Raw genomic sequence first — 19,977 nt, 5'->3', positions numbered from 1 at the left:
AGGCCAGCGTTGGCCGGCTGTCAGCCGGACGGCCGGATGCTGACCTTGGAGGCAGATGCGTGATGGGCGGAGAACCGAACGAGGCACGGGTCGTGGCAGAGGTCCCGAAGGGGCTTCTTGTCGCAGGTCAGTGGGTGGATGCCGGCGACGGAGCGACTTTCGACGTGCTCGACCCGTCGACGGCGGAGGTGCTCTGTGCGGTCGCCGACGCGACCCCCGAGGACGGTAGCCGTGCGCTCGACGCCGCCGCGGGCGCGCAGAAGGAGTTCGCCGCGACGGCTCCCCGCGCCCGCGCCGACATGCTGATGGCCGCCTTCGACCTCCTGCACGAGCGGATCGACGACCTCGCGCTGCTGATGACGCTCGAGATGGGCAAGCCGCTGGCCGAGGCGCGAGGCGAGATCGCGTACGCCGCGGAGTTCTTCCGTCACTTCGCCGAGGAGGCGGTGCGGATCGAGGGTGGTTACCAGACCGCGCCGGCCGGCGGCTCCCGGTTCCTCATCACGAAGCAGCCGGTCGGGCCGGCGCTGCTGATCACGCCGTGGAACTTCCCGATGGCGATGGGGACCCGCAAGCTCGGGCCGGCGATCGCGGCCGGCTGCACCAGCATCGTCAAGCCCGCCCAGCAGACGCCGCTCTCGATGCTGGCGCTGGGGGAGATCCTGCGCGAGGCCGGGGTTCCCGACGGGGTTGTCAACATTCTGCCGACGACTCGGCCAGGTGAGCTGACCGAGCCGCTGCTGCGCTCCGGCGTGATCCGCAAGCTCTCGTTCACCGGATCCACGGCCGTCGGTCGGGTGCTGCTCGCCCAGAGCGCGGAGCAGGTGCTGCGTACGTCCATGGAGCTCGGCGGCAACGCCGGCTTCGTCGTCTTCGAGGACGCCGACATCGACGAGGCGGTCGCCGGTGCGATGGCCGCCAAGATGCGCAACACGGGGGAGGCGTGCACGGCCGCCAACCGGATCTACGTGCAGCGCTCGGTCATCGAGGAGTTCGGCGACCGGCTCGCCAAGGCCATGTCCGAGCTGCCTGTCGGCCGTGGCGTCGAGGAGGGCGTACGCGTCGGGCCGCTCATCGACGAAGCGGCCCGGGAGAAGGTGCAGACCCTCGTCGACGATGCGGTCGCCGGAGGTGCCCGCGTGCTGACCGGCGGCACCGCCCCCGATGGCCCCGGCTACTTCTACCCGCCGACCGTGCTCACCGGCGTCCCCGCCTCCGCGAAGATGGGCAGCGAGGAGATCTTCGGGCCGGTCGCGCCGCTGACGCCGTTCGACACCGAGGACGAGGTGGTCGAGGCCGTCAACGACACCGAGTACGGCCTGGTCAACTACGTCTTCACCAACGACCTGCGCCGTGGCCTGCGGGTCGCCGAGGCGCTCGAGTCCGGGATGGTCGGGCTGAACCAGGGCGTGGTCTCCAACCCCGCCGCGCCCTTCGGTGGCGTCAAGGCCTCGGGACTGGGGCGGGAGGGCGGGCGTACCGGGATCGAGGAGTTCCTCGAGACCAAGTACGTCGGGATCGCGATGTGATCCCACGACCTGCGCCGTGCCTGCGCCCCCGGGACTGGGGGCGCAGGCACGGCCTCGTCAGAGCAGGATCGCCTTCAGCTCGGTGAACTCCTCGATCCCTGCCTTGCCCATCTCTCGGCCGGTCCCGGACTGCTTGCGCCCGCCGAAAGGCGCCAGCGGCGTGAACGCCCCACCGTTGACGTGGACCTGGCCGACCTCGAGCCGCCGCGCGACCGAGAGGGCTCGGTCGGGACTCCCGAACACGGCCGCGGTGAGGCCGTACGGCGTGCCGTTCGCGATCCGCACCGCATCGTCGTCGTCGGTGTAGGCGATAACGCTGAGCACCGGCCCGAAGATCTCCTCCTGGGCGATCGTCGAGTCCGGGTCGACGTTCGCGAAGATCGTCGGGCGGATGAACGCGCCGCCCTCGAGGCCGGGCACCCGTCCGGGTCCGCCGACGACCAGCTCGGCTCCCTCCGCGAGTCCCTTCTCGATGTAGCCGTTCACCCGTTGCCACTGCGCCTCGGAGGCGACCGGTCCGAGCCGGGTCGTCTCATCGGCAGGATCGCCCACCGTGTACTCGCCGGCGGCCTCGCGCAGCTTCGCCACGATCTCGTCGTGTCGTGCGGCGGGGACGAGCAGCCGTGTCCAGGCGCCGCAGGCCTGACCGCTGTTGCTCCAGGCGTACTGCAGGGTCTCCGCGACCACCTCGTCGAGGTCGGCGTCGTCGAGCGCGATGCTGGCGCTCTTGCCACCGAGCTCGAGCCCCACCCGCTTGACCGTGTCGGCCGCGACCGCTGCGACACGCCTGCCAGCGGCCGTCGAGCCCGTGAACGACACCATGTCGATGCCCGGGTGCGCCGCGATGGCCTCGCCCACGACGCTTCCGGTGCCGTAGACGATGTTCAGCACGCCGGCCGGGATCCCGGCGGCCGCTGCCGCCTCGGCCAGGATCGGTCCGGTCAGCGGAGCGGTCTCGGCAGGCTTGAGGATCACCGTGTTGCCGGCCAGCAGCGCCGGGACGACCTTCGTCACGACCTGCTGGAGCGGGAAGTTCCAGGGGGTGATGGCACCGACGACCCCGACGGGTTCACGCACGAGGATGGCGTTGCCGGCCCGCTCCTCCCACGAGACCTCGGCGGCCAGGTCGGCGACCGCGGTGGTCACCAACGGTGGGAACGCCGCCTGCGCGAGCCGGGAGAACCCGATCGGCACGCCGATCTCGGTCGAGATGGTCTGAGCGATCCGTTCGCCGCGAGCCGTCAGCTCGGCCGCGAGGGCTCGCAGCACATCGGCTCGGGCGGCGGGGCCGATGCCGGCCCAACCCGGAAGTGCCGTACGAGCGGCCTCGACCGCCCGGTCGACGTCGGCGGCGGTGCCGAGCGGAGCGGTGGCGACCACTCGCCCGTCAACGGGGCTGACGATCTCCATCGTGGTGGTCGCGGGGACGACGCTGCCGGCCACCCAATGGCCGGGGACGTCATGGGTCAGGTCGATGCTTGTCATGCCACTAAGGTGCTTCGCCCGACGGACCCCATCCATGCCCGGTCATGACAAGGCTGGAGGGGAGTAAGAGATCGCCTGCCGTTGTTGGGAAGACGTGAATCGCGTACGACTCGCAGAGTTTCTGCGCACGCGCCGCGAGGCGCTCCAACCGGAGGACGTCGGACTTCCCAGGGGAAGTCACCGCCGGACGCCGGGACTCCGGCGCGACGAGGTCGCAGAGCTCAGTGGCATCTCCACGCACTACTACACCCGCATCGAACAACCGCGTGGCCCGGTGCCGTCAGCACAGGTGCTCGCGGCCATCGCCCGTGGGCTGCGGCTCAGCTCCGACGAGCTCGATCACCTTCTGCGCCTGGCGGGCCATCCAGCCGTACGTCCGGCCGACCCGCGACACGGGATCAGCCCGGGCCTGCGGCGGATCTTCGACCGGCTCCAGGACGAGACGGCCCTCATCGTCGACGAGGTCGGTGAGACCCTCCTGCAGACCCCCGCGGCGGTCGCTCTGCTCGGGGACGAGACCCGGTACTCCGGGATGATGCGCAGCCGCATCTATCGGTGGTTCACCGACCCGACGTCGCGCCGGCGCACGCCCACCGAGGATCACCCCGCGCACAGCCGTGCGCTGGTCGCCCAGCTCGCGCACGCGGCCGCGTCCACCAGGAATCCCCGCGCCGACGCGATGATCGCCGCGCTGCGGCGCTCGAGCCCCGAGTTCGAGGAGCTGTGGAGCCGACACCCGGTGGCTGGGCCCTACTGCGACGCGAAACGCCTGATCCACGACGAGGTCGGCGAGATCGAGCTGCACGGCCAGACTCTCCACGACCCCGAGCGACCACAGGCTCTGACGGTGTTCACGGCAGAGCCCGGCAGTGAGAGCGAGCGTCGACTCAGGATGCTGTCTCGCGTCTAGACGTAGCCCTCGTCGTTGTCCTCGGCGTGGATGAGGCGCCGTAGCGCCTCGTCCATGTGCAGCTCGACGCGTTTCAGGGTCAGCTTCACGTCGCCCGCCTCGATGGCGTCGACGATCTGGATGTGCTCCTCGACCAGCTCGAGCGGCTGTTGGTAGGTGCCCTCCAGCGCGGTCAGGCACATCCGCGTCTCGACGATCAGGGTCTGGTGCATGCGGGCCAGGCGCCGGCTCCCGGAGCACTGCACGAGCACGTCGTGGAAGCGGAAGTCGGCATCGCTCAGCTTCGCCGGGTCGCCGAGCTCGAGCGACTTGGTCATCGCGTCGCAGGCGGCGCGGAGCTCGCGCAGCGCCGCCGGGACCCGTGCCTTGGCGATCATCGTCGCGGCGGCGCCCTCGACGGCTGCCCTGGCCACGTAGATGTCTCGGATGTCGGCCTCGTCGAGCTCGATCACGAAGAGCCCGCGGTTGGGCTCGCTGCGGAGCAGGCCCTCCTGGACCAGGCGCTGCATCGCCTCGCGCAGCGGGCCGCGGCTGACGCCGAACTGGGCCGAGAGCGCGGTCTCGCTCAGCTGTGCACCGGGCTGCAGGGTGCGCTCCATGATCGCCGTACGCAGCTGGCGAGCGATGACCGAGGCCGTCGACTCCCTGTGCACGGGTTCGAAGCTCGATGTCACTGTCAACGTGGTCTCCGATGGACTACCGAGAAGAGTTTGATTGTTGACAATCATTGCATGTGGCCGGTCCGGCGGTGAGCGGATCGACCGAGCGTGCCGGGTACGCGGATCGCACCCGGCACGCTCGTTCGCAGACGTCGGTCAGACCGTCTTGTCGAGACTGTCGAGCTCGGCGAGCTCCGCCTCGGACTCCGGCGTACCCGGGATCTCAGTGCCTCGGATCGACTTGCCGGCCGTCTCGACGACGAAGAACAGCGCGATCAGGCCGACCACGGATCCGGCGATCATGTAGTACGCCGGCATCAGCACGTCACCGGTGGCGCCGATCAGTGCGTTGTTGACGTACAGCGCCGTGCCGCCGAAGGCGGCGGTGGAGATGTTGTAGCCGATCGCCATGCCGCCGTAGCGCACCTGCGAGGGGAACATCGCCGGGAAGGTCGCCGAGATCGTCGCGAGCTGGGCGACGTAGACGATGCCCAGCACGGTGAACCCGAGGACCGCCGGCCAGAAGCCCTGACCGATCAGCAGGAACATCGGGACCGACAGCACGATCAGCCCGATGAACGAGCCGCCCCACATCGGCTTGCGGCCGACCTTGTCCGAGAGCGATCCGGCGATCGGCAGGAAGACCAGCATCGCGACCTGTCCGAAGATGACCAGCAGGTCGGCGTCGGAGCTGCTGAAGCCGGCCTCCTCCTGCAGGTAGGTCGCCATGTAGGCCAGCAGGGTGTAGTTGGCGATGTTGAGCGCAGCGACGAGGCCGATCAGGGTGAGGATCGGCTTCCAGAACAGCGCGAAGAGATCCTTCAGCGCGGCCCCGGCGCCGCCCTCGACGGCATCCTGCGTCTCGAGCTCCTGGAAGACCGGCGTCTCCTCGAGCTTGGTCCGGATGTAGAGGCCGATGAGGCCGATCGGGCCACCGATGAGGAACGGGATACGCCAGCCCCACTCGGTCATCGCCGCGTCACCGATGATCGACTCGGTGGTGAACACGACGGCGATGGCGGCGGTGAAGCCGACGATGGTGCCGAACTCCAGGAAGCTGCCGTAGAACCCACGCTTCTTGTCGGGTGCGCACTCGGCCATGTACGTCGCGGCGCCGCCGTACTCACCGCCGGTCGAGAATCCCTGGATCACCCGGAGCAGCACGAGCAGGACCACGGCCCAGATGCCGACCGAGTCGTACGTCGGCAGGCAGCCGACCAGGAAGGTCGCGCCGGCCATCAGGATGATCGTCATCGCGAGGACGCGCTGGCGCCCGATGCGGTCACCGAGAGGTCCCCAGAAGAGGCCGCCGAGCGGTCGCAGGATGAACGAGATCGCAAAGGTCAGAGCTGTGCCGGCGAAGCCCATCTCCGGGAAGAAGTTGGCAGTGATCTCGGTCGCGACGTAGGCGAAGGCACCGTAGTCGAACCACTCTGTCGCATTGCCGACCGCTGAGCCGGTGATGGCTCTTCGGAGCTTCGATTTGTCGGGTTGTGCCTCGGCGGAGGGGATGGTTGGGGTTCCTGACATTTCTTCTCACCTGCTCGGTGTGATTGATGGCTGGGGACCGCTTTTGACCCGCAGTGCTGACTGTAGGTTTGTCAACAATCTGCGCCACGTTAGCGCTGTCTGTGCGCCTTGGCTAGGGCGCGCTGAAGGTGGCGCGGGGTGGGACGGGAGGTTTATGTAAAGCCGCGACGCTACCTGAAGAGGGTGCCGAGCCGAGGCAGGGGGCGGGGCGTCCCGGCGAGTCGCAGGCCCTCCCAGACGGTCACCTGGTTGGCCGTCAACACGGGTTTCCCGAGGGCCTTCTCCAACGTATCGATGCAGGTCAGCGTGTGCAGCGCGGTGTCGGGAACGAGGACGGCCTCGGCCTCGGGAACATCCACCGACAGGGTCATCTCGAGGACCGCATCCGGACGGAGACGGCCGGCGTCGACGGCGGTGAAGATCCCGCTGGCGCCGAAGGAGACCACCTCGACCCCGCCCGCCTCGAGGAAGGTGCTGAAGTGTGCGGCCAGCTCCTCGGGATAGGAGGCGGCGACGGCGACCTTCTCGAGCCCGAGCGACCGGGCCGCCTCGACGAAGGCGATCGAGGTCGACGAGGCGGGGACGCCGAGCCGCTCGCTGATCGCGGCCGCCTGGGCAGCGGCGCCGTCCCGGCCGTAGACGAAGCTGCCCGACGTGCACGCCCACATCACCGCGTCGGGGGAGTGGGCCGCGATCGCGTCGGCCCCCTGCGCGAGCCGGGCCGCGGAGCCGGTGTCGAGGAGAGCCTCGACCGTGTGCTCGTCGCGGCCCATGGAGGTGTGGACCAGCGGCAGCCAGATCGCGCCGCCGAGCGCATTCTCGAGCGCCGGGAAGTCGTCCTCGGCCGCGTAGCCGGGATAGAGCAGCCCGACGACCGGTGGCCGGGTCATGAGGCATGCCCCAGCAGATCCTCGGCGGCCGGTGGGGTGCGCCCGACCATCCGGAGCGCGGCTTCCATGGTCGCCCGGTTCGCGGAGATCACCGGCTTTCCGAGCTCGGCCTCGAGGCGGCCGATGATGTCGTACGTCGCCAGGTTCGTGCACGAGACGACGACCGCCTCGGCGGCGTCGGTGTCGGCGGCTCGCACCAGGTCGAGCGTGGTCTCGTACGGAACCTCCCAGATGTGGTGGCCCAGCCCGAGGTCGCCGGTGCTCACGACGGTGATCCCGGCTTCGGCCAGGAAGCGGCCGAACCGGCCGGCGAGCGCGACGTCGTAGGGGGTCGCGACCGCGACCCGGGAGACGCCGAGAGCGGAGAGCGACTCCAGCACCGCGCCGGAGGTGGTGATCGCGGGTGCGCCGCCGGTCCGGCTCATCGCGGCGGCCAGCCTCCGCTCGCCGTGCCGGCCATGGACGAAGCTGCCGGAGGTGCAGGCGTAGACGTAGAGGTGGGGTTCGGCGGCCGCGAGGTCGCGTACGGCCTGCTCGACGACCGCGGTCTCGCTGATCTCCTCGGCCATCTCGAGGGTGACCGCACGGTCGGTGAAGGGCGTCCGGTTGAAGAGCAGGCTGGTGTCGGGCGGGGCCCACCGCCACAGCTCGTGGTCGAGCACCATGTCATGGGGAACGACCACGGCGATGCGTACCGTCGGGGACATCGCACCTCGCTAGGATTGTTGACAATCTTCAATCTGCCCTCCTAGCGTAGTCTCGGATTGTTGCCGAGGTGTGTCGAGTGCGACGGAGGATTTCTTGGAGACGTCCCGGCGCCCCGCGATCACGATCCTCTGTCCGCCCGACGGCGGCAGACCCGCCGGCATGGAGCGCCTCGAGGCGGATGCCGAGCTCACCTACACCGATGCCGCGGGCCTGGCCGACGCGCTGCGCGGCGCCGAGGCGCTGCTGCTGTGGGACTACTTCTCCGAGGCCGTCCGCGACGCCTGGCCGAGCGCCGGCTCGCTGCGCTGGCTCCACGTCGCGGCGGCCGGGGTCGACAAGCTGCTCTTCCCGGAGCTGGTCGCCTCCGAGGTGGTCGTCACCAACGCCCGCGGGATCTTCGACCGGGCGATGGCGGAGTTCGTGCTCGGCTCGATCCTGGCCGTGGCCAAGGACATCCACCTCAGCCATGACCTGCAGTCGGCCCGGAAGTGGCTGCGCCGCGAGACTCGGCTGATCAGCGCCGAGAACGCGCTCATCGTCGGCACCGGCGCGATCGGTCGCGAGACGGCCCGGCTGCTGCGCGCGGCCGGGATGGACGTACGCGGCGCCGGCCGCACCGCCCGCAGTGGCGATCCCGACTTCGGTGAGGTCGTCGCCAGCGCCGACCTCACCACACACGTCGGCTGGGCCGACCACGTCGTCGTCACGGCCCCGCTGACCGACGACACCCGTGGCCTGATCAGCGAAGACGTGCTCGCGGCGATGAAGCCGGGCAGCCATCTGGTCAACGTCGGCCGCGGGCAGATCGTCGACGAGGCCGCGCTCGTCTCCGCGCTCCGCGACGGCCCGGTCGAGGCGGCGTCGCTGGACGTCTTCGAGGTCGAGCCGCTGCCGGCGGAGAGCCCGTTGTGGACCATGCCGGGGGTGGCGGTCTCGGCACACATGTCCGGCGACTACGAGGGCTGGCGAGAGGCGCTGGCGGACCAGTTCGTCGACAACGCCCGGCGCTGGCTGAGCGGCGATCGGCTGCTGAACGTCGTCGACAAGCAGCGCGGCTTCGTCGTCGCGGAGCAGGGGGAGAGGCCATGACCGACCCAATGACCGCGGCCGGGTCCGAGCTCAGCGCCTTGACCGCCGCCGAGCTCGTGGCCGGCTACCGCGCGGGCGCCTTCACGCCGCTCGACGCGACGCGGTCGGTACTCGACACGATCGACGAGTGTGACCCCGCGGTGAACGCGTTCGTCCGGGTCGATCCCGACGGTGCGCTGGCGCAGGCGACCGCGTCCACCGAGAGATGGCGGGCAGGGCTTCCGCTCGGCAGCGCCGACGGCGTACCGACCTCGGTCAAGGACATCCTGTGGACCGCCGGATTGCCGACAATCCGCGGCACCTGGCTCATCGACGAGGCGGGCCCGTGGCCCGAGGACGCTCCCACGGTCGCGCGGCTGCGCGAGGCCGGTGCCGTGATCACCGGGAAGACGACGACTCCCGAGTTCGCCTGGAAGGGCGTCACCGACTCGCTCCGCCACGGCTCCACCGGCAACCCCTGGGACCCGGGCCTGACCTCGGGCGGATCCAGCGGCGGTGCCGCGGCGGCGGTCGGTCTCGGTATGGGCCCGTGGGCGCTCGGCACCGACGGCGGCGGCTCGGTCCGGATCCCCGCGTCCTTCACCGGCACGGTGACGATGAAGCCGACCTACGGACTGATTCCGCTCTATCCCGCCAGCCCCTTCGGCACCCTCTCGCACGCCGGCCCGATGACCAGGACCGTGACCGACGCCGCGGCGCTGCTCGACGTGATCGCCGGCTTCGACTCCCGCGACTGGTCGGCGATGCCCACGCCGGGATCCTCGTTCCTGGCCGGCCTGGACGACGGCGTCGAAGGGCTGAGGATCGGGTTCTCGCCCACGCTCGGGTACGTCGAGAACGACCCGGAGGTCGAGCGGCTGGTCCGCGAGGCGGTCGCCGTGCTCGTGTCCGAGGGAGCCCAGGTCGAGGAGGTCGATCCCGGTTTCACCGACCCGGTCGAGGCGTTCGAGGTGCTCTGGTTCTGCGGAGCGGCGAAGGTGCTCGACGCCTACCCGCCCGGCGCGATCGACAAGATCGACCCGCTGCTGCGCGAGGGCATCGAGACCAAGGGGCGGGGCTCCGCGGCCGACTACCTGGACGCCACCGCGGTCCGGATGGACCTCGGCCGGCTGATGGGGCGGTTCCACGAGACGTACGACCTGCTGGTCATCCCGACCATGCCGATCACCGCCTTCGAGCGAGGGTTGCAGGCACCCAAGGGCTGGCACTCGCAGTGGTGGTCGAGCTGGACGCCCTACACCTACCCGTTCAACATGACCCAGCAGCCGGCGGCGAGCGTGCCCTGCGGCACCACCGGCGCGGGGCTGCCCGTCGGCCTCCAGATCGTCGGCGCCCGCCACGACGACGCCCGGGTGCTGCGCGCGGCGCGAGCGTACGAGCGGGCCAGCGGTGAGCTGTTCGTCCGACCTGTCGACAATCCTCGAGGAGCCCGATGAGCCGCTACATCACCGTCACCTTGGAGCGCCGCGGCGTCTCCTGCCTCGCCCGCCTGCTCGATGAGGAGGCGCCACGCACCGCCGGCGCCGTGTGGGACGCACTGCCGCTCAGCGGCCAGGTCTTCCACGGCAAGTACGCCCGCAACGAGATCTACAACCTGGTGCCCGCCTTCGCCGCCAAGGAGCCCGGCAAGGAGAACACCACGGTCACCCCGATCCCCGGCGACCTGTGCTACTTCGCCTTCTCCTCCGACGACCTCGGCAACCCGTCCTACGGCTACCCGGAGGACCGCGGACCGGGGGAGATGACCGAGATCGTCGACCTCGCCCTCTTCTACGGCCGCAACAACCTGCTCATCAACGGCGACCAGGGCTGGGTGCCGGGCAACGTCTTCGGCACGGTCGTCGACGGCCTCGAGGAGATGGCGCAGGCCTGCCAGGACGTCTGGATGAACGGCGCCACCGACGAGGTCCTCACCTTCGCGCGCTCGCACGACGACGCGCAGTAGCCGACGCGCGACACCGGACCCGGGCGAGGACCACAGGTGCCCGAGCTCGGCCGACGACAGCCGCCTACTCCTGCGGGGGCAGACCGAGGACGGCACTCATCGCGGTCAGCGCCCAGGTGCTGACCGGCGCGCCCACCTCCATCTGGAGGGAGGGCGTGATGCCCGACGCGATGGCCTTGATCGCGAACGCCGCTTGGTCGGGATCGAGACTCTGGGGGAGGTCGCCGGCGTCGATCGCGGTGGCGATCTCGCGACGTAGCGTCTTGCGCCACCGGGCGGAGCCGCTGGCGAGGAGGTCGTGCACGGGGCCGTCGCGGCCGTCGAAGTCGAAGGTCATCTGTTCCACCGCGCATCCGCCGGGATAGGGCGGGTTGACGGCGTAGTCGACCCAGGAGCGGCACAGCGCACGGAGGCGTACTAGCCCGGGTTCGTGGTGTGCAACCGGTGCCCAGACGAGCTCGACGAAGCGCTGTTGGGTGTACTCGACCGCGGCCAGCTGGAGGTTCTCCTTGCTGCCGAACTGGCCGATCACGCCCGATTTGCTCATCCCCAGCCGGGTGGCGAGGCGGCCGATCGAGATCGTGTCCAGACCCTCGATCGAGGCCAGGTCGGCGGCCTCCTTGAGGATCGATTGCCGCGTATCGAGGGCTGCCTGAGCTGATGCGCGTCCCGCCATGCCGACGACTATAGCGCACGGTCGTATTCCATTGACGTACGAACGATCGTACTCTAAAACGGAATCATGACGACCTTTGCTCAGCTCTACCCCGCCGAGGCCGCGGACCGCGACTGCCTCGATCCGGGCCTCGCGCAAGCCGTGCTCGACAACGGGCGCTGGCACCGGCTGGTGATCCTCGGCGACAGCGTCGCCGCCGGCGTACGTGATCCTCTGGAGGGCTACCGGGACCTCTCGGCGGGGGAGCGGCTCGTGGAGGCGCTGGCCGCGACGCGGCCGGAGTTCAGGCACCGTACGCTCGCGCAGCCGTTCCTGCGGACCGCCGAGATCCGGGAGAAGTTCCTCTCCGATGCGCTGGCTTTCGAGCCGGACCTGGTCGTGGTCAGTGCTGGCGGGAACGACGCCTTCTCGCGTGGTTTCGACGCGGAGCGGTTCACCGCGGAGCTCGACGCGCTGTTGCGGCCGCTGGCTTCGACGGGCGCTACCGTCGCGACGATCGGGCTCTACGACTGGGCTCACTCGGGGCTGCTTCCCGCCGAGACGGCGACCGAGACCGCGCTCAGGCTCGACGAGGTCGACAGCGTGCAGCGTCACGTCGTCGAAGGTGTCGGCGGGATCCATCTGGGGGCCCGGCGGATCGCGGCCGGGCGGGATCCGGCGATCTACTCGGCGGACAGGATCCACGCGAACGCTCGCGGGCAGGCGATCGCCTTCGCGAACGTCGTACGTCATCTCTCGGCCTATCGCGCCGTGCCCGACTGGCTTCGCTGAACCGACGGGCGCGACCGCCCGGCCCACCGCGGAGACGTCAGGTGACCGTGGTCGCCTCGTCGATGGATGCTGTTCGAAGCCGGCCCGTAGGGTTTGGGTATGTCTTGGTTGGAGCGCAACACCCATCACTGGGACGACTGGTCCCTGGCCGATCTGGTCGCAGCCAAGCAGGGGCAGCGGGTCAGTCTCGTGGTCCCGGCGCGCAACGAGGCCGCGACCGTCGGCGGCCTGGTCGACAGGCTGCGGACCAGCCTGATGGAGACCTCGGATCTGGTCGACGAGCTCGTCGTCATCGACTCCGACTCCTCCGACGACACCGCGCGGATCGCCGCCGACGCCGGGGCCGACGTCTACGCCTCGGCCGCGATCCGGCCCGAGCTCGGCTCCTACCCCGGCAAGGGCGAGGCGATGTGGAAGTCGCAGTTCGTGACCACCGGCGAGCTGATCGTCTTCATGGACGCCGACCTGACCGACTGGGATACCCATTTCGTACGCGGCCTGGTCGGCCCGCTTGTCAACAATCCGACGATCGATCTGGTCAAGGGCTTCTACCGGCGCCCGGGGGAGCACGGTCTCGACGGCGGCCGGGTCACCGAGCTGGTCGCCCGCCCGCTGCTCGCCCTCCATCGCAGGCCGCTGCGCGATCTGATCCAGCCGCTGGCGGGGGAGTGGTCGATCCGGCGCTCGCTGTTCGAGCGGCTGCGGGTCCCGACCGGCTACGGCGTGGAGCTCGCGGCCCTCGTCGACACCCTGGACACGCGGGGGATGGATGCGATCGCCCAGGTCGATCTCGGCCAGCGCGACCACAGTCACCAGGATCTCTTCGATCTCGGACTGATGGCGACCCAGATCGTCGGCATGATGTCGCGCCGCCTCGGCACCGGTCCGGCGGGCGACGACGTCGAGATGCGGCAGTACATCCCGATCGACGGCTCGACCAAGGTCGTCGACCGCTCCGTGAGCCTGCTGGAGCGGCCGCCGGTGCGCGACGGCTCGGGCGGTATGGTCGCCTGATGCTGCGCCTGGGACGACATGCCTTCGGTGATGACGAGGCGCTGATGATGGCGATCGTCAACCGCACCCCGGACTCGTTCTTCGACAAGGGAGCGACCTGGGCCGAGGACGCGGCCTTCGAGCGCGTACGCCTGGTGGCCTCCCAAGGCGCGGAGATCGTCGACATCGGCGGGATCAAAGCGGCCCCAGGGGCCGAGATCGGCGCCGCGGAGGAGAAGGCCCGCGTGGTCGACTTCGTCGCCCGGGTGCGCGAGGAGTTCCCGGCGCTGGTGATCTCGGTGGACACCTGGCGAGCCGAGGTGGGTGACGCGGTGTGCGCGGCCGGCGCCGACCTCATCAACGACGCCTGGGGCGGGGCCGATCCGGAGCTCGTCGACGTCGCCGCCGCCCACGGCGCCGCGATCGTGTGCACTCACACCGGCGGCGTGACGCCACGGACGCGGCCCTACCGGATCGAGTACGACGACGTGGTCCGCGACGCGATCGACTCGACCCTCGGCTACGCCCAGCGAGCCCTGGACGCGGGCGTCGCGAAGGACTCGATCGTGATCGACCCCGCCCACGACTTCGGGAAGAACACCTTCCACTCCCTCGAGATCACCCGCCGGCTCGGTGAGATGGTCGCGACCGGCTGGCCGGTGCTGGTCTCCCTCTCCAACAAGGACTTCGTGGGTGAGACGCTCGACCTGCCGGTCGGCGAGCGCCTCCTCGGCACCCTGGCCGCGACCTCGGTCTGCGCGCTGGCCGGTGCCCGCATCTACCGCGTCCACCAGGTCCCGGAGACCCGGCAGACCGTCGACATGGTCTGGACGATCGCCGGCCGGCGACGTCCGAAGCGAGCGATCAGGGGACTGCAGTGACTCGAGTGGCGCTGGTTCCGGGATGCCTGGCCCTGCTGCCGGAGTACGCCTCGCTCGACGACCCGGTCGACGAGCTCCGCTCCGCCTGCCTGGCCGCGGTGGCCTGGCTGGGCGAGGACGTACGCGTGATCGCCGGTGCGCAGGGTGCCCGGGTGGCCTCCTCGCTGCTGGCCGAGGTCGGTGCGGCTCCGGTGACCAGCGGCGAGGCGGCGTACCTCATCGTCGGCAACGGCTCGGCCTGCCGCAGCGAGAAGGCTCCGGGCCACCTCGACCCGCGGGCCGTCGGGTTCGACGAGGCGCTCGGCAAGGCGCTGGTCACGCCCGACCCCGAGGCGCTCGGCGCGCTCGATCTCGGGCTGGCCGATGAGCTCTGGGCCGACGTCGGACCGATCGTAGAGGCGGCCGACCTGCTGCGCAGCGTCGCGACGGTGGCGGTCGACTACGACGGAGACCCCTACGGGGTGCGTTACTGGGTCGCTCGCTGGGAGTAGCCGAGCAGGTCGGTGAGCCCCGCCGCGTAGATCTTCGGGGTGACGTCGCCCAGCATGAGCCGCTGCAGGATGAAGCCGGGCAGCAGGCCGGTGAGGACCATCGCGATCCGTTCGGGATCGGCGTCCGGGTGGAACCGGCCGGCTTCGATGGCGCCTTCGGCGTAGGTGCGCCAGGCGGCCCGGATGCGGCGGGCCTCGGGTGCCATCAGCTCGCGAACCTCCGGGTCACGGGCGGCCTCGGCCCAGGTCTGCAGTGCGATCCGGGGGAGGTCGACGCCGAGCTCGGCGGAGAGCTCGAGGAGGTGCTGCGTCGCGGCCTCGATCGCGCGCTCGGGCGGGGGAGCGACCTCACCGGAGCTCGGGTCAGGGGTGAAGCTGGTGATGGCCTCGGCGATGGTCGTCAGGCCCGACTCGGCGATCACGCGGATGATGTCGCTCTTCCCGCGGAAGTACGTGTAGACCGAGCCGGCGGACAGGCCGGACTCCTTGACCACCGCGGCCATCGTCGTCTTGTGGAAGCCATCGCGCTCCACGCAGCGCAGCGTCGCCGCGATGATCTGCTGGCGCTTCTCGGCGCGATGCTCCTCGCTGATCTTCGGCATGCCGGAAGCATACCTCAAAAGAAAACGAACATTCATTCTTGATAAATCCGACGAGACGGAGGAGAGTGTCGTTCAAAGAGAATGAACATTCGTTTTTTTGGGGAAGGAACCCACCATGTCCCAGTCGGTGAAAGCCGTGATCGGGGTCAGCCTCGGTCTGGTCGCCCTGCTCACGTTGCTCATCTCCGCGTTCGCCTGGCCCACCAGCGAGCTGGAGCCCAGATCGCTGCCACTGGTTGTCGCCGGCCCCGAGGCCGCGGTCACCCAGATCGAGACCCAGCTCGCCGCCAACGCGGGGGAGGACGCCTTCGAGATCACCGCCGTCGCGGACCGCGAGGAGGCGGTCGAGGCGATCGAGGACCGGGAGGCGTACGGCGCGATCGTCGTCGGCCCCCAGGGCCTGGAGTTCCTGGTCGCCTCCGCGGCCAGCGCCAACGTCGCTCAGCAGCTCACTCAGATGGCCACCGCCATGGGTGCCGAGACGGGCTCACAGCCCCAGGTGACCGACGTCGTCGCGAGCGCGGAGGACGACCCGCGCGGCGTCGTCTTCGGCGCGTCCGCGCTACCGCTGGTGATCGGCGGCATCATGGCCGGCGCCATCACCTCCCTGGTGCTGACCCGCACCCGTGACCGGGTCGTGGCCGCCTTCCTGATCGCGATCGGCGGTGGTCTCGCGATGACCGGCGTCGTCCAGGGCTGGCTCGGCGCCCTGGAGGGCAGCTACCTGGCCAACGCCGGAGTCGTCGCCCTCGGCATCCTCGCGGTCGCGCTCCCGATCATCGGCCTGCGCCACCTCATCGGCCCGGCAGGCGTCGGCATCGTCGCGCTGCTGATCCTGCTCGTCGGCAACCCGCTCTCCGGAATCACCTCCGCCCCGGAGATGGTGCCGTTCGGCTGGCTCGGCCAGCTGATGCCCCCGGGTGCGGCGGGGTCGGCGCTGCGCGGGTTCTCGTTCTTCGACGGCGCCGGGACCACCGTGCCGCTGATCGTCCTCGCCTGCTGGGCCGGGGTCGGCCTGCTCCTCACCGTGCTTCCGCACCGCGAGAAGGGTGGTGCCGAGGAGGCAGGAGCCGGACGAACCGAGCGTGACCTGGACGCCGTGGCACGGTAGAACAGTACGGATGAGTCATCCACACGAGCCGGTCGGCGAGTGGTGGCGCGACCAGGTGGCCGCGCTCCACCGCTGGGGCCGGCTCGTGCTGCGTGACGAGGAGGACTCGGTCCACCAGATGCGGGTGACCGTACGCAGGCTACGCAGCGTCCTGGCGACCTACCGCCCGCTTCTCGACACGGAGTGGAGCGAGCCGCTCCGGGCGGAGCTGAAGTGGCTCGCCGCCCTCCTCGGAGACGTACGAGACGCGGAGGTGCTCCGCAGACGCCTGCGGCGCTGGGCGGCCGAGCACGGTCCGGGACCGACCGGTGTCGACGCGCTGCGGGCGGCGCTGGCCGAGCGCCAGGCCCAGGGGCGAGCCCGGCTGCTGCCGGAGCTGGACGACGACCGCTACCGCGAACTGATCGCCGGCCTCGCCGATGGTCTGCGCTGGTCAGAGGCGGACCCGCGCAAGAAGGCACTGCGCAAGCGGCTCCGCCGGAGCTGGCGACGGCTGGTGGTCGCGGCCGACGCGGTCGGGGAGACCGACGACACCGAAGAGCGTCGTCGGCGGCTCCATGAGGTGCGCAAGAAGGCCAAGCGGGTCCGCTACACGGCCGAGTCGCTGGGCAGGGTCTTCGGTAAGGACGCCGAGCGCCTCGCCAAGGCCGCCAAGTCGGTCCAGTCGACCCTCGGCGACCTCAACGACGCCACCGTCATGATCATGACGATCGAACTGGTTCCCGAGCCGGACGACGCGGTCCGCGAGCTGTTCCAGGTCGAGGAGGCCGCCGCCGAAGACGCCGAGGAGCGGTTCTCCTCCGTGTGGAAGAAGGCGAACCGCTCGAAGGTCCATGGCTGGCTGGATCCCTGAGCCGGTCGATCGGGCTCTATCCGACAGGGCTCTATTCGACAGGAAAGTCGAAGTACGTGTCGGGGTAGGGCTCCTCGATCAGCGAGTAGTGCCACCACTCGTTCTCGTAGCGGCTGAACCCGCACGACTCCATCACCGAGCACAGGTGCGACCGGTTGCGCGCCGCGACCTCGGAGACCCCGGCAGCGCCGTGGTGGGAGATCTCGTCCATCAGGTCGTGATCGCCACCCATGTCCAGCAGCGCCCCCGTGGCCAGGGAGAAGAGGGTCAGGTCGACGGTGCTGCCGCGGCTGTGGCCGGACTTCGTGGCGACGTACCCCTTCTCGAACATCTCCGGTCGGGTGATCGAGGGGTAGTGCACGCGCTTGCGCTCGTCATCGTCCGGCGCGGGCTCCTCGGCCCAGCGCAGGAACGCGTCGACGGCGCGCTGGGGGCGGTAGCCGTCCCACAGCAGGATCCCGAACCCGAGGGCGGCGGCCTCGTCCCGCGCTTGGGCGAGCGCGGCGCAGAGCTCGTGGGTCCCGACGATGCGGTTGACCAGGTAGCCGTCGACCGGCTTGCCGGTGAAGTTGTCCCAGGTGGCGTACTTGCTGTCCCAGCGGATGCCCGGCGTCAGCTCGTCGACGAAGCCGAAGCCCTCCCTCATCGCACCGTCTCGTCCAGCGCGAGGGAGACCGCGCGGTCGAGGAACTCGGTCATCGAGATCCCTGCCGCGGCCATCATCCGCGGGTAGCGGCTGTACGAGGTGAGCCCGGGCAGGGTGTTGACCTCGTTGAGCACCACGGTGCCGTCCGCCTTGAGGAACATGTCGACCCGCGCCAGCCCGCGGCAGCCCAGCGCCCGGTAGACCCGCTTCGCCTCGGCCTTGACCAGCTCCTGCGCCTCGGCCGGGATGTCGGCGGGCACGATGAAGGTGGCGTTCTCCGAGCCGGTCTCGGGTGCGTCCTCCTGGTGGATCTTGAAGAATCCGTGCGAGAGCGCGACGTGGTCGACCTCTCCGGTGACCAGCTCGGCACCGTTGCCGAGGATCGCGCAGCCGATCTCCTCGGCGACGACCCCCTCCTCGACGAGCACCTTCTCGTCGTACTGCCGCGCGGTCGCCACCGCGTCGGCCAGCTCCTCGGCCGAGGTCACCTTGCTGACCCCGAACGAGGACCCGGAGCGGGCCGGCTTCACGAAGACCGGATAGGGGAGTACGCCGGGGTCGCCAATGGTCTGCACAGTGTCGCCGGGGAACAGGGTCCAGAAGTTCGGCGTCGGGATGCCGGCCTCGGCGACGACCGTGTAGGCCAGCGACTTGTCCATGCACAGCGCCGAGCTCTGCACGTCGCAGCCGACGTACGGGATCCCGGAGAGCTCGAAGAGTCCTTGGATCGCCCCGTCCTCGCCGAGCTTGCCGTGCAGGACCGGGAGCACGACGTCGAGGCGGATCGTCTCGTAGCTGCCCTCGTCGAGGACGAGCAGCCCGTGGACGCTGCGGTCGGGGGAGAGCACGACGGGGCGGTGTGCGCCGTCCTCCCAGCTCGCCTCCGGACCGTCGCACAGGCGCCAGTCACCGCTCTTGGTGATGCCGATCCAGTAGGTCTCGTACCTGTCGGCATCGAGGTTCTTGGCAACCTCCTGCGCCGACTTCACCGAGACGGGGTGCTCCTCGAAGACGCCACCGAAGATGATGCCGACCTTGAGCTTAGACATGCGGAAACCTGCTTTCGAATTCACGACAGTTCACGATGGAGTTCTCGACCGTGTCCATGAGGGCATGGTCGGTGAAGTAGGCGATATGGGGGCTGACCAGCACATTCGGCATCTCCTGGAGCCGTGCCAGCCAGCCGTTGGGGACGTCCCGCCCCCGGAGATCGGCGTAGAAGATGCCTTCCTCGCCCTCGATGACGTCCAGGGCCGCACCGCCCAGCCGGCCCTCCTCGAGCGCGGTGATGAGCGCCGGCGTCTCGACGAGCGCGCCGCGACCGGTGTTGATGACGTACGCACCGGGGCGCATCCGGTCGATGCGGCGGCGGTCGAGGAGATGGTGCGACTCCGCGCTGAGCGGCGCATGCAGGGTGACGATGTCGCTGCGCTCGACCAGCGTGTCCAGATCGACGTGCTCCACCCCCTCGGCAGCCGGCCGGGGCCGGATGTCATAGGCGAGTACGTCGCAGCCGAAGCCCCGCAGCCGGTCGATGACCGCCGCGCCGATCCGCCCGGTCCCGACCACGCCGACGGTCAGGTCGCGCAGCTCGCGGCCGCGCGTGGCCGTCGCGCGGTAGTCGTGGGCGTCGGTGCGCCGGATCGTCGACTTCGCCTGGCGCACCGACATGAGCATCAGCATCAACGTGTAGTCGGCCACGGAGTCGGGTGAATAGGAGACGTTTCCGACCGTTATCCCGATGCTCGCCGCGAAGTCGACATCGATGTGGTTGAAACCGACGCTTCGCGTCGAGATATACCGCACGCCGCTCTTGTGCAGAGCGAGAAGTGTCTCGTTCGATATCGGCGACTTATGGCTGACGCTGATGCACCGGTCTCCGATCGCGAGGGCGGCATTCTCCTCGGTGACGGGCTCGGTCGTGGTCCTCAGCGAGACTCCGAGCGTGGGCGCCAAGGAGTCGAAAAGAAGGCTCTCATCAGGGGCGCAGCCGTAGACCGTGATCCCGACGGTCGGCGAGATCACGGTCTGCTCCATCGGCTCGGTCGGCGCCGTCAGGGTCGGCTCGTGGTAGATCATTGACGCCAGCAAACTGCAGGAGCGGTTGCGACCCCGTATGGAATTTCCGATATGCCGACGATAGGTCGGCGTGGAGTTATCGTCCGCATATCGATTAGCGCATACGCGGCCACTACGGGTGATATCGAA

Annotated in this window: 21 protein-coding genes; 11 read left to right on the top strand and 10 right to left on the bottom strand. The window is 69.8% G+C overall.

What is annotated here, in order from left to right; genetic code table 11:
- Positions 1-62: 62 nt before the first annotated feature.
- Positions 63-1,529: an NAD-dependent succinate-semialdehyde dehydrogenase gene (locus tag ACW14X_RS03155; RefSeq protein WP_457164679.1), complete on the top strand. Its 1,467-nt coding sequence runs from the start codon at positions 63-65 to the stop codon at positions 1,527-1,529.
- 57 nt (positions 1,530-1,586) lie between these two features.
- Here ACW14X_RS03155 and ACW14X_RS03150 read toward each other — a convergent pair whose 3' ends face one another.
- Entirely contained in the window at positions 1,587-3,014 is a 1,428-nt protein-coding gene (locus tag ACW14X_RS03150) for an aldehyde dehydrogenase family protein (protein WP_457164678.1), read from the bottom strand.
- 94 nt (positions 3,015-3,108) lie between these two features.
- On the opposite strand from ACW14X_RS03150, the gene ACW14X_RS03145 reads away from it, so the two are divergent.
- The gene (locus tag ACW14X_RS03145; protein ID WP_457164677.1) at positions 3,109-3,924 is read left to right on the top strand and encodes a helix-turn-helix transcriptional regulator; all 816 of its coding nucleotides are present in this window, start codon (positions 3,109-3,111) and stop codon (positions 3,922-3,924) included.
- Here the strand turns inward: ACW14X_RS03145 and ACW14X_RS03140 are convergent.
- From ACW14X_RS03140 to ACW14X_RS03125, 4 genes are all read right to left on the bottom strand, one after another.
- Positions 3,921-4,577: a GntR family transcriptional regulator gene (locus ACW14X_RS03140; RefSeq protein WP_160024075.1), complete on the bottom strand. Its 657-nt coding sequence runs from the start codon at positions 4,575-4,577 to the stop codon at positions 3,921-3,923. The two genes, ACW14X_RS03145 and ACW14X_RS03140, sit on opposite strands and share 4 nt — an antisense overlap.
- A gap of 162 nt (positions 4,578-4,739) precedes the next feature.
- A complete protein-coding gene (locus ACW14X_RS03135) occupies positions 4,740-6,113 on the bottom strand; it encodes an MFS transporter (protein WP_457164676.1) in 1,374 nt (457 codons plus the stop codon).
- Between the two features lie 170 nt (positions 6,114-6,283).
- A complete protein-coding gene (locus tag ACW14X_RS03130) occupies positions 6,284-7,003 on the bottom strand; it encodes a maleate cis-trans isomerase family protein (protein WP_457164675.1) in 720 nt (239 codons plus the stop codon).
- Positions 7,000-7,710, bottom strand: coding sequence for a maleate cis-trans isomerase family protein (locus tag ACW14X_RS03125; protein WP_457164674.1), 711 nt, complete (start codon positions 7,708-7,710; stop codon positions 7,000-7,002). Before ACW14X_RS03125 ends, ACW14X_RS03130 begins: the two co-directional genes overlap by 4 nt.
- A 94-nt stretch (positions 7,711-7,804) precedes the next feature.
- Here ACW14X_RS03125 and ACW14X_RS03120 point away from each other — a divergent pair, with 94 nt between their 5' ends.
- Genes ACW14X_RS03120 through ACW14X_RS03110 form a run of 3 tightly spaced genes read left to right on the top strand, consistent with a single transcriptional unit; the run spans position 7,805 to position 10,745 of the window.
- Positions 7,805-8,800 carry a D-2-hydroxyacid dehydrogenase gene (locus ACW14X_RS03120; protein ID WP_457164673.1) on the top strand — a complete coding sequence of 332 codons (996 nt, stop codon included), beginning with the start codon at positions 7,805-7,807 and terminating at the stop codon, positions 8,798-8,800.
- Positions 8,797-10,236 carry an amidase gene (locus ACW14X_RS03115; protein ID WP_457164672.1) on the top strand — a complete coding sequence of 480 codons (1,440 nt, stop codon included), beginning with the start codon at positions 8,797-8,799 and terminating at the stop codon, positions 10,234-10,236. The genes ACW14X_RS03120 and ACW14X_RS03115 overlap by 4 nt, the downstream gene beginning before the upstream one ends.
- Complete coding sequence (locus tag ACW14X_RS03110) at positions 10,233-10,745, top strand: DUF3830 family protein (RefSeq protein ID WP_160024071.1); 513 nt, start codon at positions 10,233-10,235, stop codon at positions 10,743-10,745. Before ACW14X_RS03115 ends, ACW14X_RS03110 begins: the two co-directional genes overlap by 4 nt.
- Positions 10,746-10,809: 64 nt before the next feature.
- Here the strand turns inward: ACW14X_RS03110 and ACW14X_RS03105 are convergent, their stop codons facing one another.
- Positions 10,810-11,421 (bottom strand): TetR/AcrR family transcriptional regulator, encoded by a 612-nt coding sequence (locus ACW14X_RS03105; RefSeq protein ID WP_160024070.1) that lies wholly within the window; start codon positions 11,419-11,421, stop codon positions 10,810-10,812.
- Between the two features lie 66 nt (positions 11,422-11,487).
- Here ACW14X_RS03105 and ACW14X_RS03100 point away from each other — a divergent pair, with 66 nt between their 5' ends.
- From ACW14X_RS03100 to ACW14X_RS03085, 4 genes are all read left to right on the top strand, one after another.
- Positions 11,488-12,192, top strand: a complete 705-nt coding sequence (locus ACW14X_RS03100; RefSeq protein ID WP_160024069.1) for an SGNH/GDSL hydrolase family protein — start codon at positions 11,488-11,490, stop codon at positions 12,190-12,192.
- Between the two features lie 99 nt (positions 12,193-12,291).
- Positions 12,292-13,206, top strand: coding sequence for a glucosyl-3-phosphoglycerate synthase (locus ACW14X_RS03095; RefSeq protein ID WP_457164671.1), 915 nt, complete (start codon positions 12,292-12,294; stop codon positions 13,204-13,206).
- Positions 13,206-14,066, top strand: a complete 861-nt coding sequence (gene folP / locus ACW14X_RS03090; protein WP_160024068.1) for a dihydropteroate synthase — start codon at positions 13,206-13,208, stop codon at positions 14,064-14,066. Before ACW14X_RS03095 ends, folP begins: the two co-directional genes overlap by 1 nt.
- Positions 14,063-14,557 (top strand): hypothetical protein, encoded by a 495-nt coding sequence (locus ACW14X_RS03085; RefSeq protein WP_457164670.1) that lies wholly within the window; start codon positions 14,063-14,065, stop codon positions 14,555-14,557. The genes folP and ACW14X_RS03085 overlap by 4 nt, the downstream gene beginning before the upstream one ends.
- Here ACW14X_RS03085 and ACW14X_RS03080 read toward each other — a convergent pair.
- A complete protein-coding gene (locus ACW14X_RS03080) occupies positions 14,533-15,159 on the bottom strand; it encodes a TetR/AcrR family transcriptional regulator (protein ID WP_457164669.1) in 627 nt (208 codons plus the stop codon). The two genes, ACW14X_RS03085 and ACW14X_RS03080, sit on opposite strands and share 25 nt — an antisense overlap.
- A gap of 115 nt (positions 15,160-15,274) precedes the next feature.
- Here ACW14X_RS03080 and ACW14X_RS03075 point away from each other — a divergent pair, with 115 nt between their 5' ends.
- Together ACW14X_RS03075 and ACW14X_RS03070 are read left to right on the top strand one after the other, a co-directional pair.
- Complete coding sequence (locus ACW14X_RS03075; protein ID WP_457164668.1) at positions 15,275-16,270, top strand: hypothetical protein; 996 nt, start codon at positions 15,275-15,277, stop codon at positions 16,268-16,270.
- Positions 16,271-16,280: 10 nt separating this feature from the next.
- Positions 16,281-17,123 carry a CHAD domain-containing protein gene (locus ACW14X_RS03070; protein WP_457164667.1) on the top strand — a complete coding sequence of 281 codons (843 nt, stop codon included), beginning with the start codon at positions 16,281-16,283 and terminating at the stop codon, positions 17,121-17,123.
- 31 nt (positions 17,124-17,154) lie between these two features.
- On the opposite strand, the gene vanX is transcribed toward ACW14X_RS03070, so the two are convergent.
- The 3 genes from vanX to ACW14X_RS03055 are packed head-to-tail and all read right to left on the bottom strand — an operon-like array spanning position 17,155 to position 19,806.
- Entirely contained in the window at positions 17,155-17,769 is a 615-nt protein-coding gene (vanX, locus tag ACW14X_RS03065; protein WP_457164666.1) for a D-Ala-D-Ala dipeptidase VanX, read from the bottom strand.
- Positions 17,766-18,818 (bottom strand): D-alanine--(R)-lactate ligase, encoded by a 1,053-nt coding sequence (gene vanA / locus ACW14X_RS03060; RefSeq protein WP_457164665.1) that lies wholly within the window; start codon positions 18,816-18,818, stop codon positions 17,766-17,768. The genes vanX and vanA overlap by 4 nt, the downstream gene beginning before the upstream one ends.
- A complete protein-coding gene (locus ACW14X_RS03055; protein WP_457166039.1) occupies positions 18,811-19,806 on the bottom strand; it encodes a D-isomer specific 2-hydroxyacid dehydrogenase family protein in 996 nt (331 codons plus the stop codon). Before ACW14X_RS03055 ends, vanA begins: the two co-directional genes overlap by 8 nt.
- Between the last annotated feature and the right edge of the window lie 171 nt (positions 19,807-19,977).

The organism is Nocardioides sp. YJ-D4 (assembly GCF_054031495.1).
Note: the sequence above shows the minus strand (reverse complement) of the source record. Positions and strands in the feature narration are given on the sequence as shown.

Excerpts from the sequence above, each read along its gene's own strand:
- ACW14X_RS03155 (WP_457164679.1), top strand. The coding sequence starts at position 63 with ATGGGCGGAGAACCGAACGAGGCACGGGTCGTGGCAGAGGTCCCGAAG.
- ACW14X_RS03150 (WP_457164678.1), bottom strand. The coding sequence starts at position 3,014 with ATGACAAGCATCGACCTGACCCATGACGTCCCCGGCCATTGGGTGGCC.
- ACW14X_RS03135 (WP_457164676.1), bottom strand. The coding sequence starts at position 6,113 with ATGTCAGGAACCCCAACCATCCCCTCCGCCGAGGCACAACCCGACAAA.
- ACW14X_RS03130 (WP_457164675.1), bottom strand. The coding sequence starts at position 7,003 with ATGACCCGGCCACCGGTCGTCGGGCTGCTCTATCCCGGCTACGCGGCC.
- ACW14X_RS03125 (WP_457164674.1), bottom strand. The coding sequence starts at position 7,710 with ATGTCCCCGACGGTACGCATCGCCGTGGTCGTTCCCCATGACATGGTG.
- ACW14X_RS03115 (WP_457164672.1), top strand. The coding sequence starts at position 8,797 with ATGACCGACCCAATGACCGCGGCCGGGTCCGAGCTCAGCGCCTTGACC.
- ACW14X_RS03110 (WP_160024071.1), top strand. The coding sequence starts at position 10,233 with ATGAGCCGCTACATCACCGTCACCTTGGAGCGCCGCGGCGTCTCCTGC.
- ACW14X_RS03105 (WP_160024070.1), bottom strand. The coding sequence starts at position 11,421 with ATGGCGGGACGCGCATCAGCTCAGGCAGCCCTCGATACGCGGCAATCG.
- ACW14X_RS03100 (WP_160024069.1), top strand. The coding sequence starts at position 11,488 with ATGACGACCTTTGCTCAGCTCTACCCCGCCGAGGCCGCGGACCGCGAC.
- ACW14X_RS03095 (WP_457164671.1), top strand. The coding sequence starts at position 12,292 with ATGTCTTGGTTGGAGCGCAACACCCATCACTGGGACGACTGGTCCCTG.
- folP (WP_160024068.1), top strand. The coding sequence starts at position 13,206 with ATGCTGCGCCTGGGACGACATGCCTTCGGTGATGACGAGGCGCTGATG.
- ACW14X_RS03080 (WP_457164669.1), bottom strand. The coding sequence starts at position 15,159 with ATGCCGAAGATCAGCGAGGAGCATCGCGCCGAGAAGCGCCAGCAGATC.
- ACW14X_RS03075 (WP_457164668.1), top strand. The coding sequence starts at position 15,275 with ATGTCCCAGTCGGTGAAAGCCGTGATCGGGGTCAGCCTCGGTCTGGTC.
- ACW14X_RS03070 (WP_457164667.1), top strand. The coding sequence starts at position 16,281 with ATGAGTCATCCACACGAGCCGGTCGGCGAGTGGTGGCGCGACCAGGTG.
- vanX (WP_457164666.1), bottom strand. The coding sequence starts at position 17,769 with ATGAGGGAGGGCTTCGGCTTCGTCGACGAGCTGACGCCGGGCATCCGC.
- vanA (WP_457164665.1), bottom strand. The coding sequence starts at position 18,818 with ATGTCTAAGCTCAAGGTCGGCATCATCTTCGGTGGCGTCTTCGAGGAG.
- ACW14X_RS03055 (WP_457166039.1), bottom strand. The coding sequence starts at position 19,806 with ATGGAGCAGACCGTGATCTCGCCGACCGTCGGGATCACGGTCTACGGC.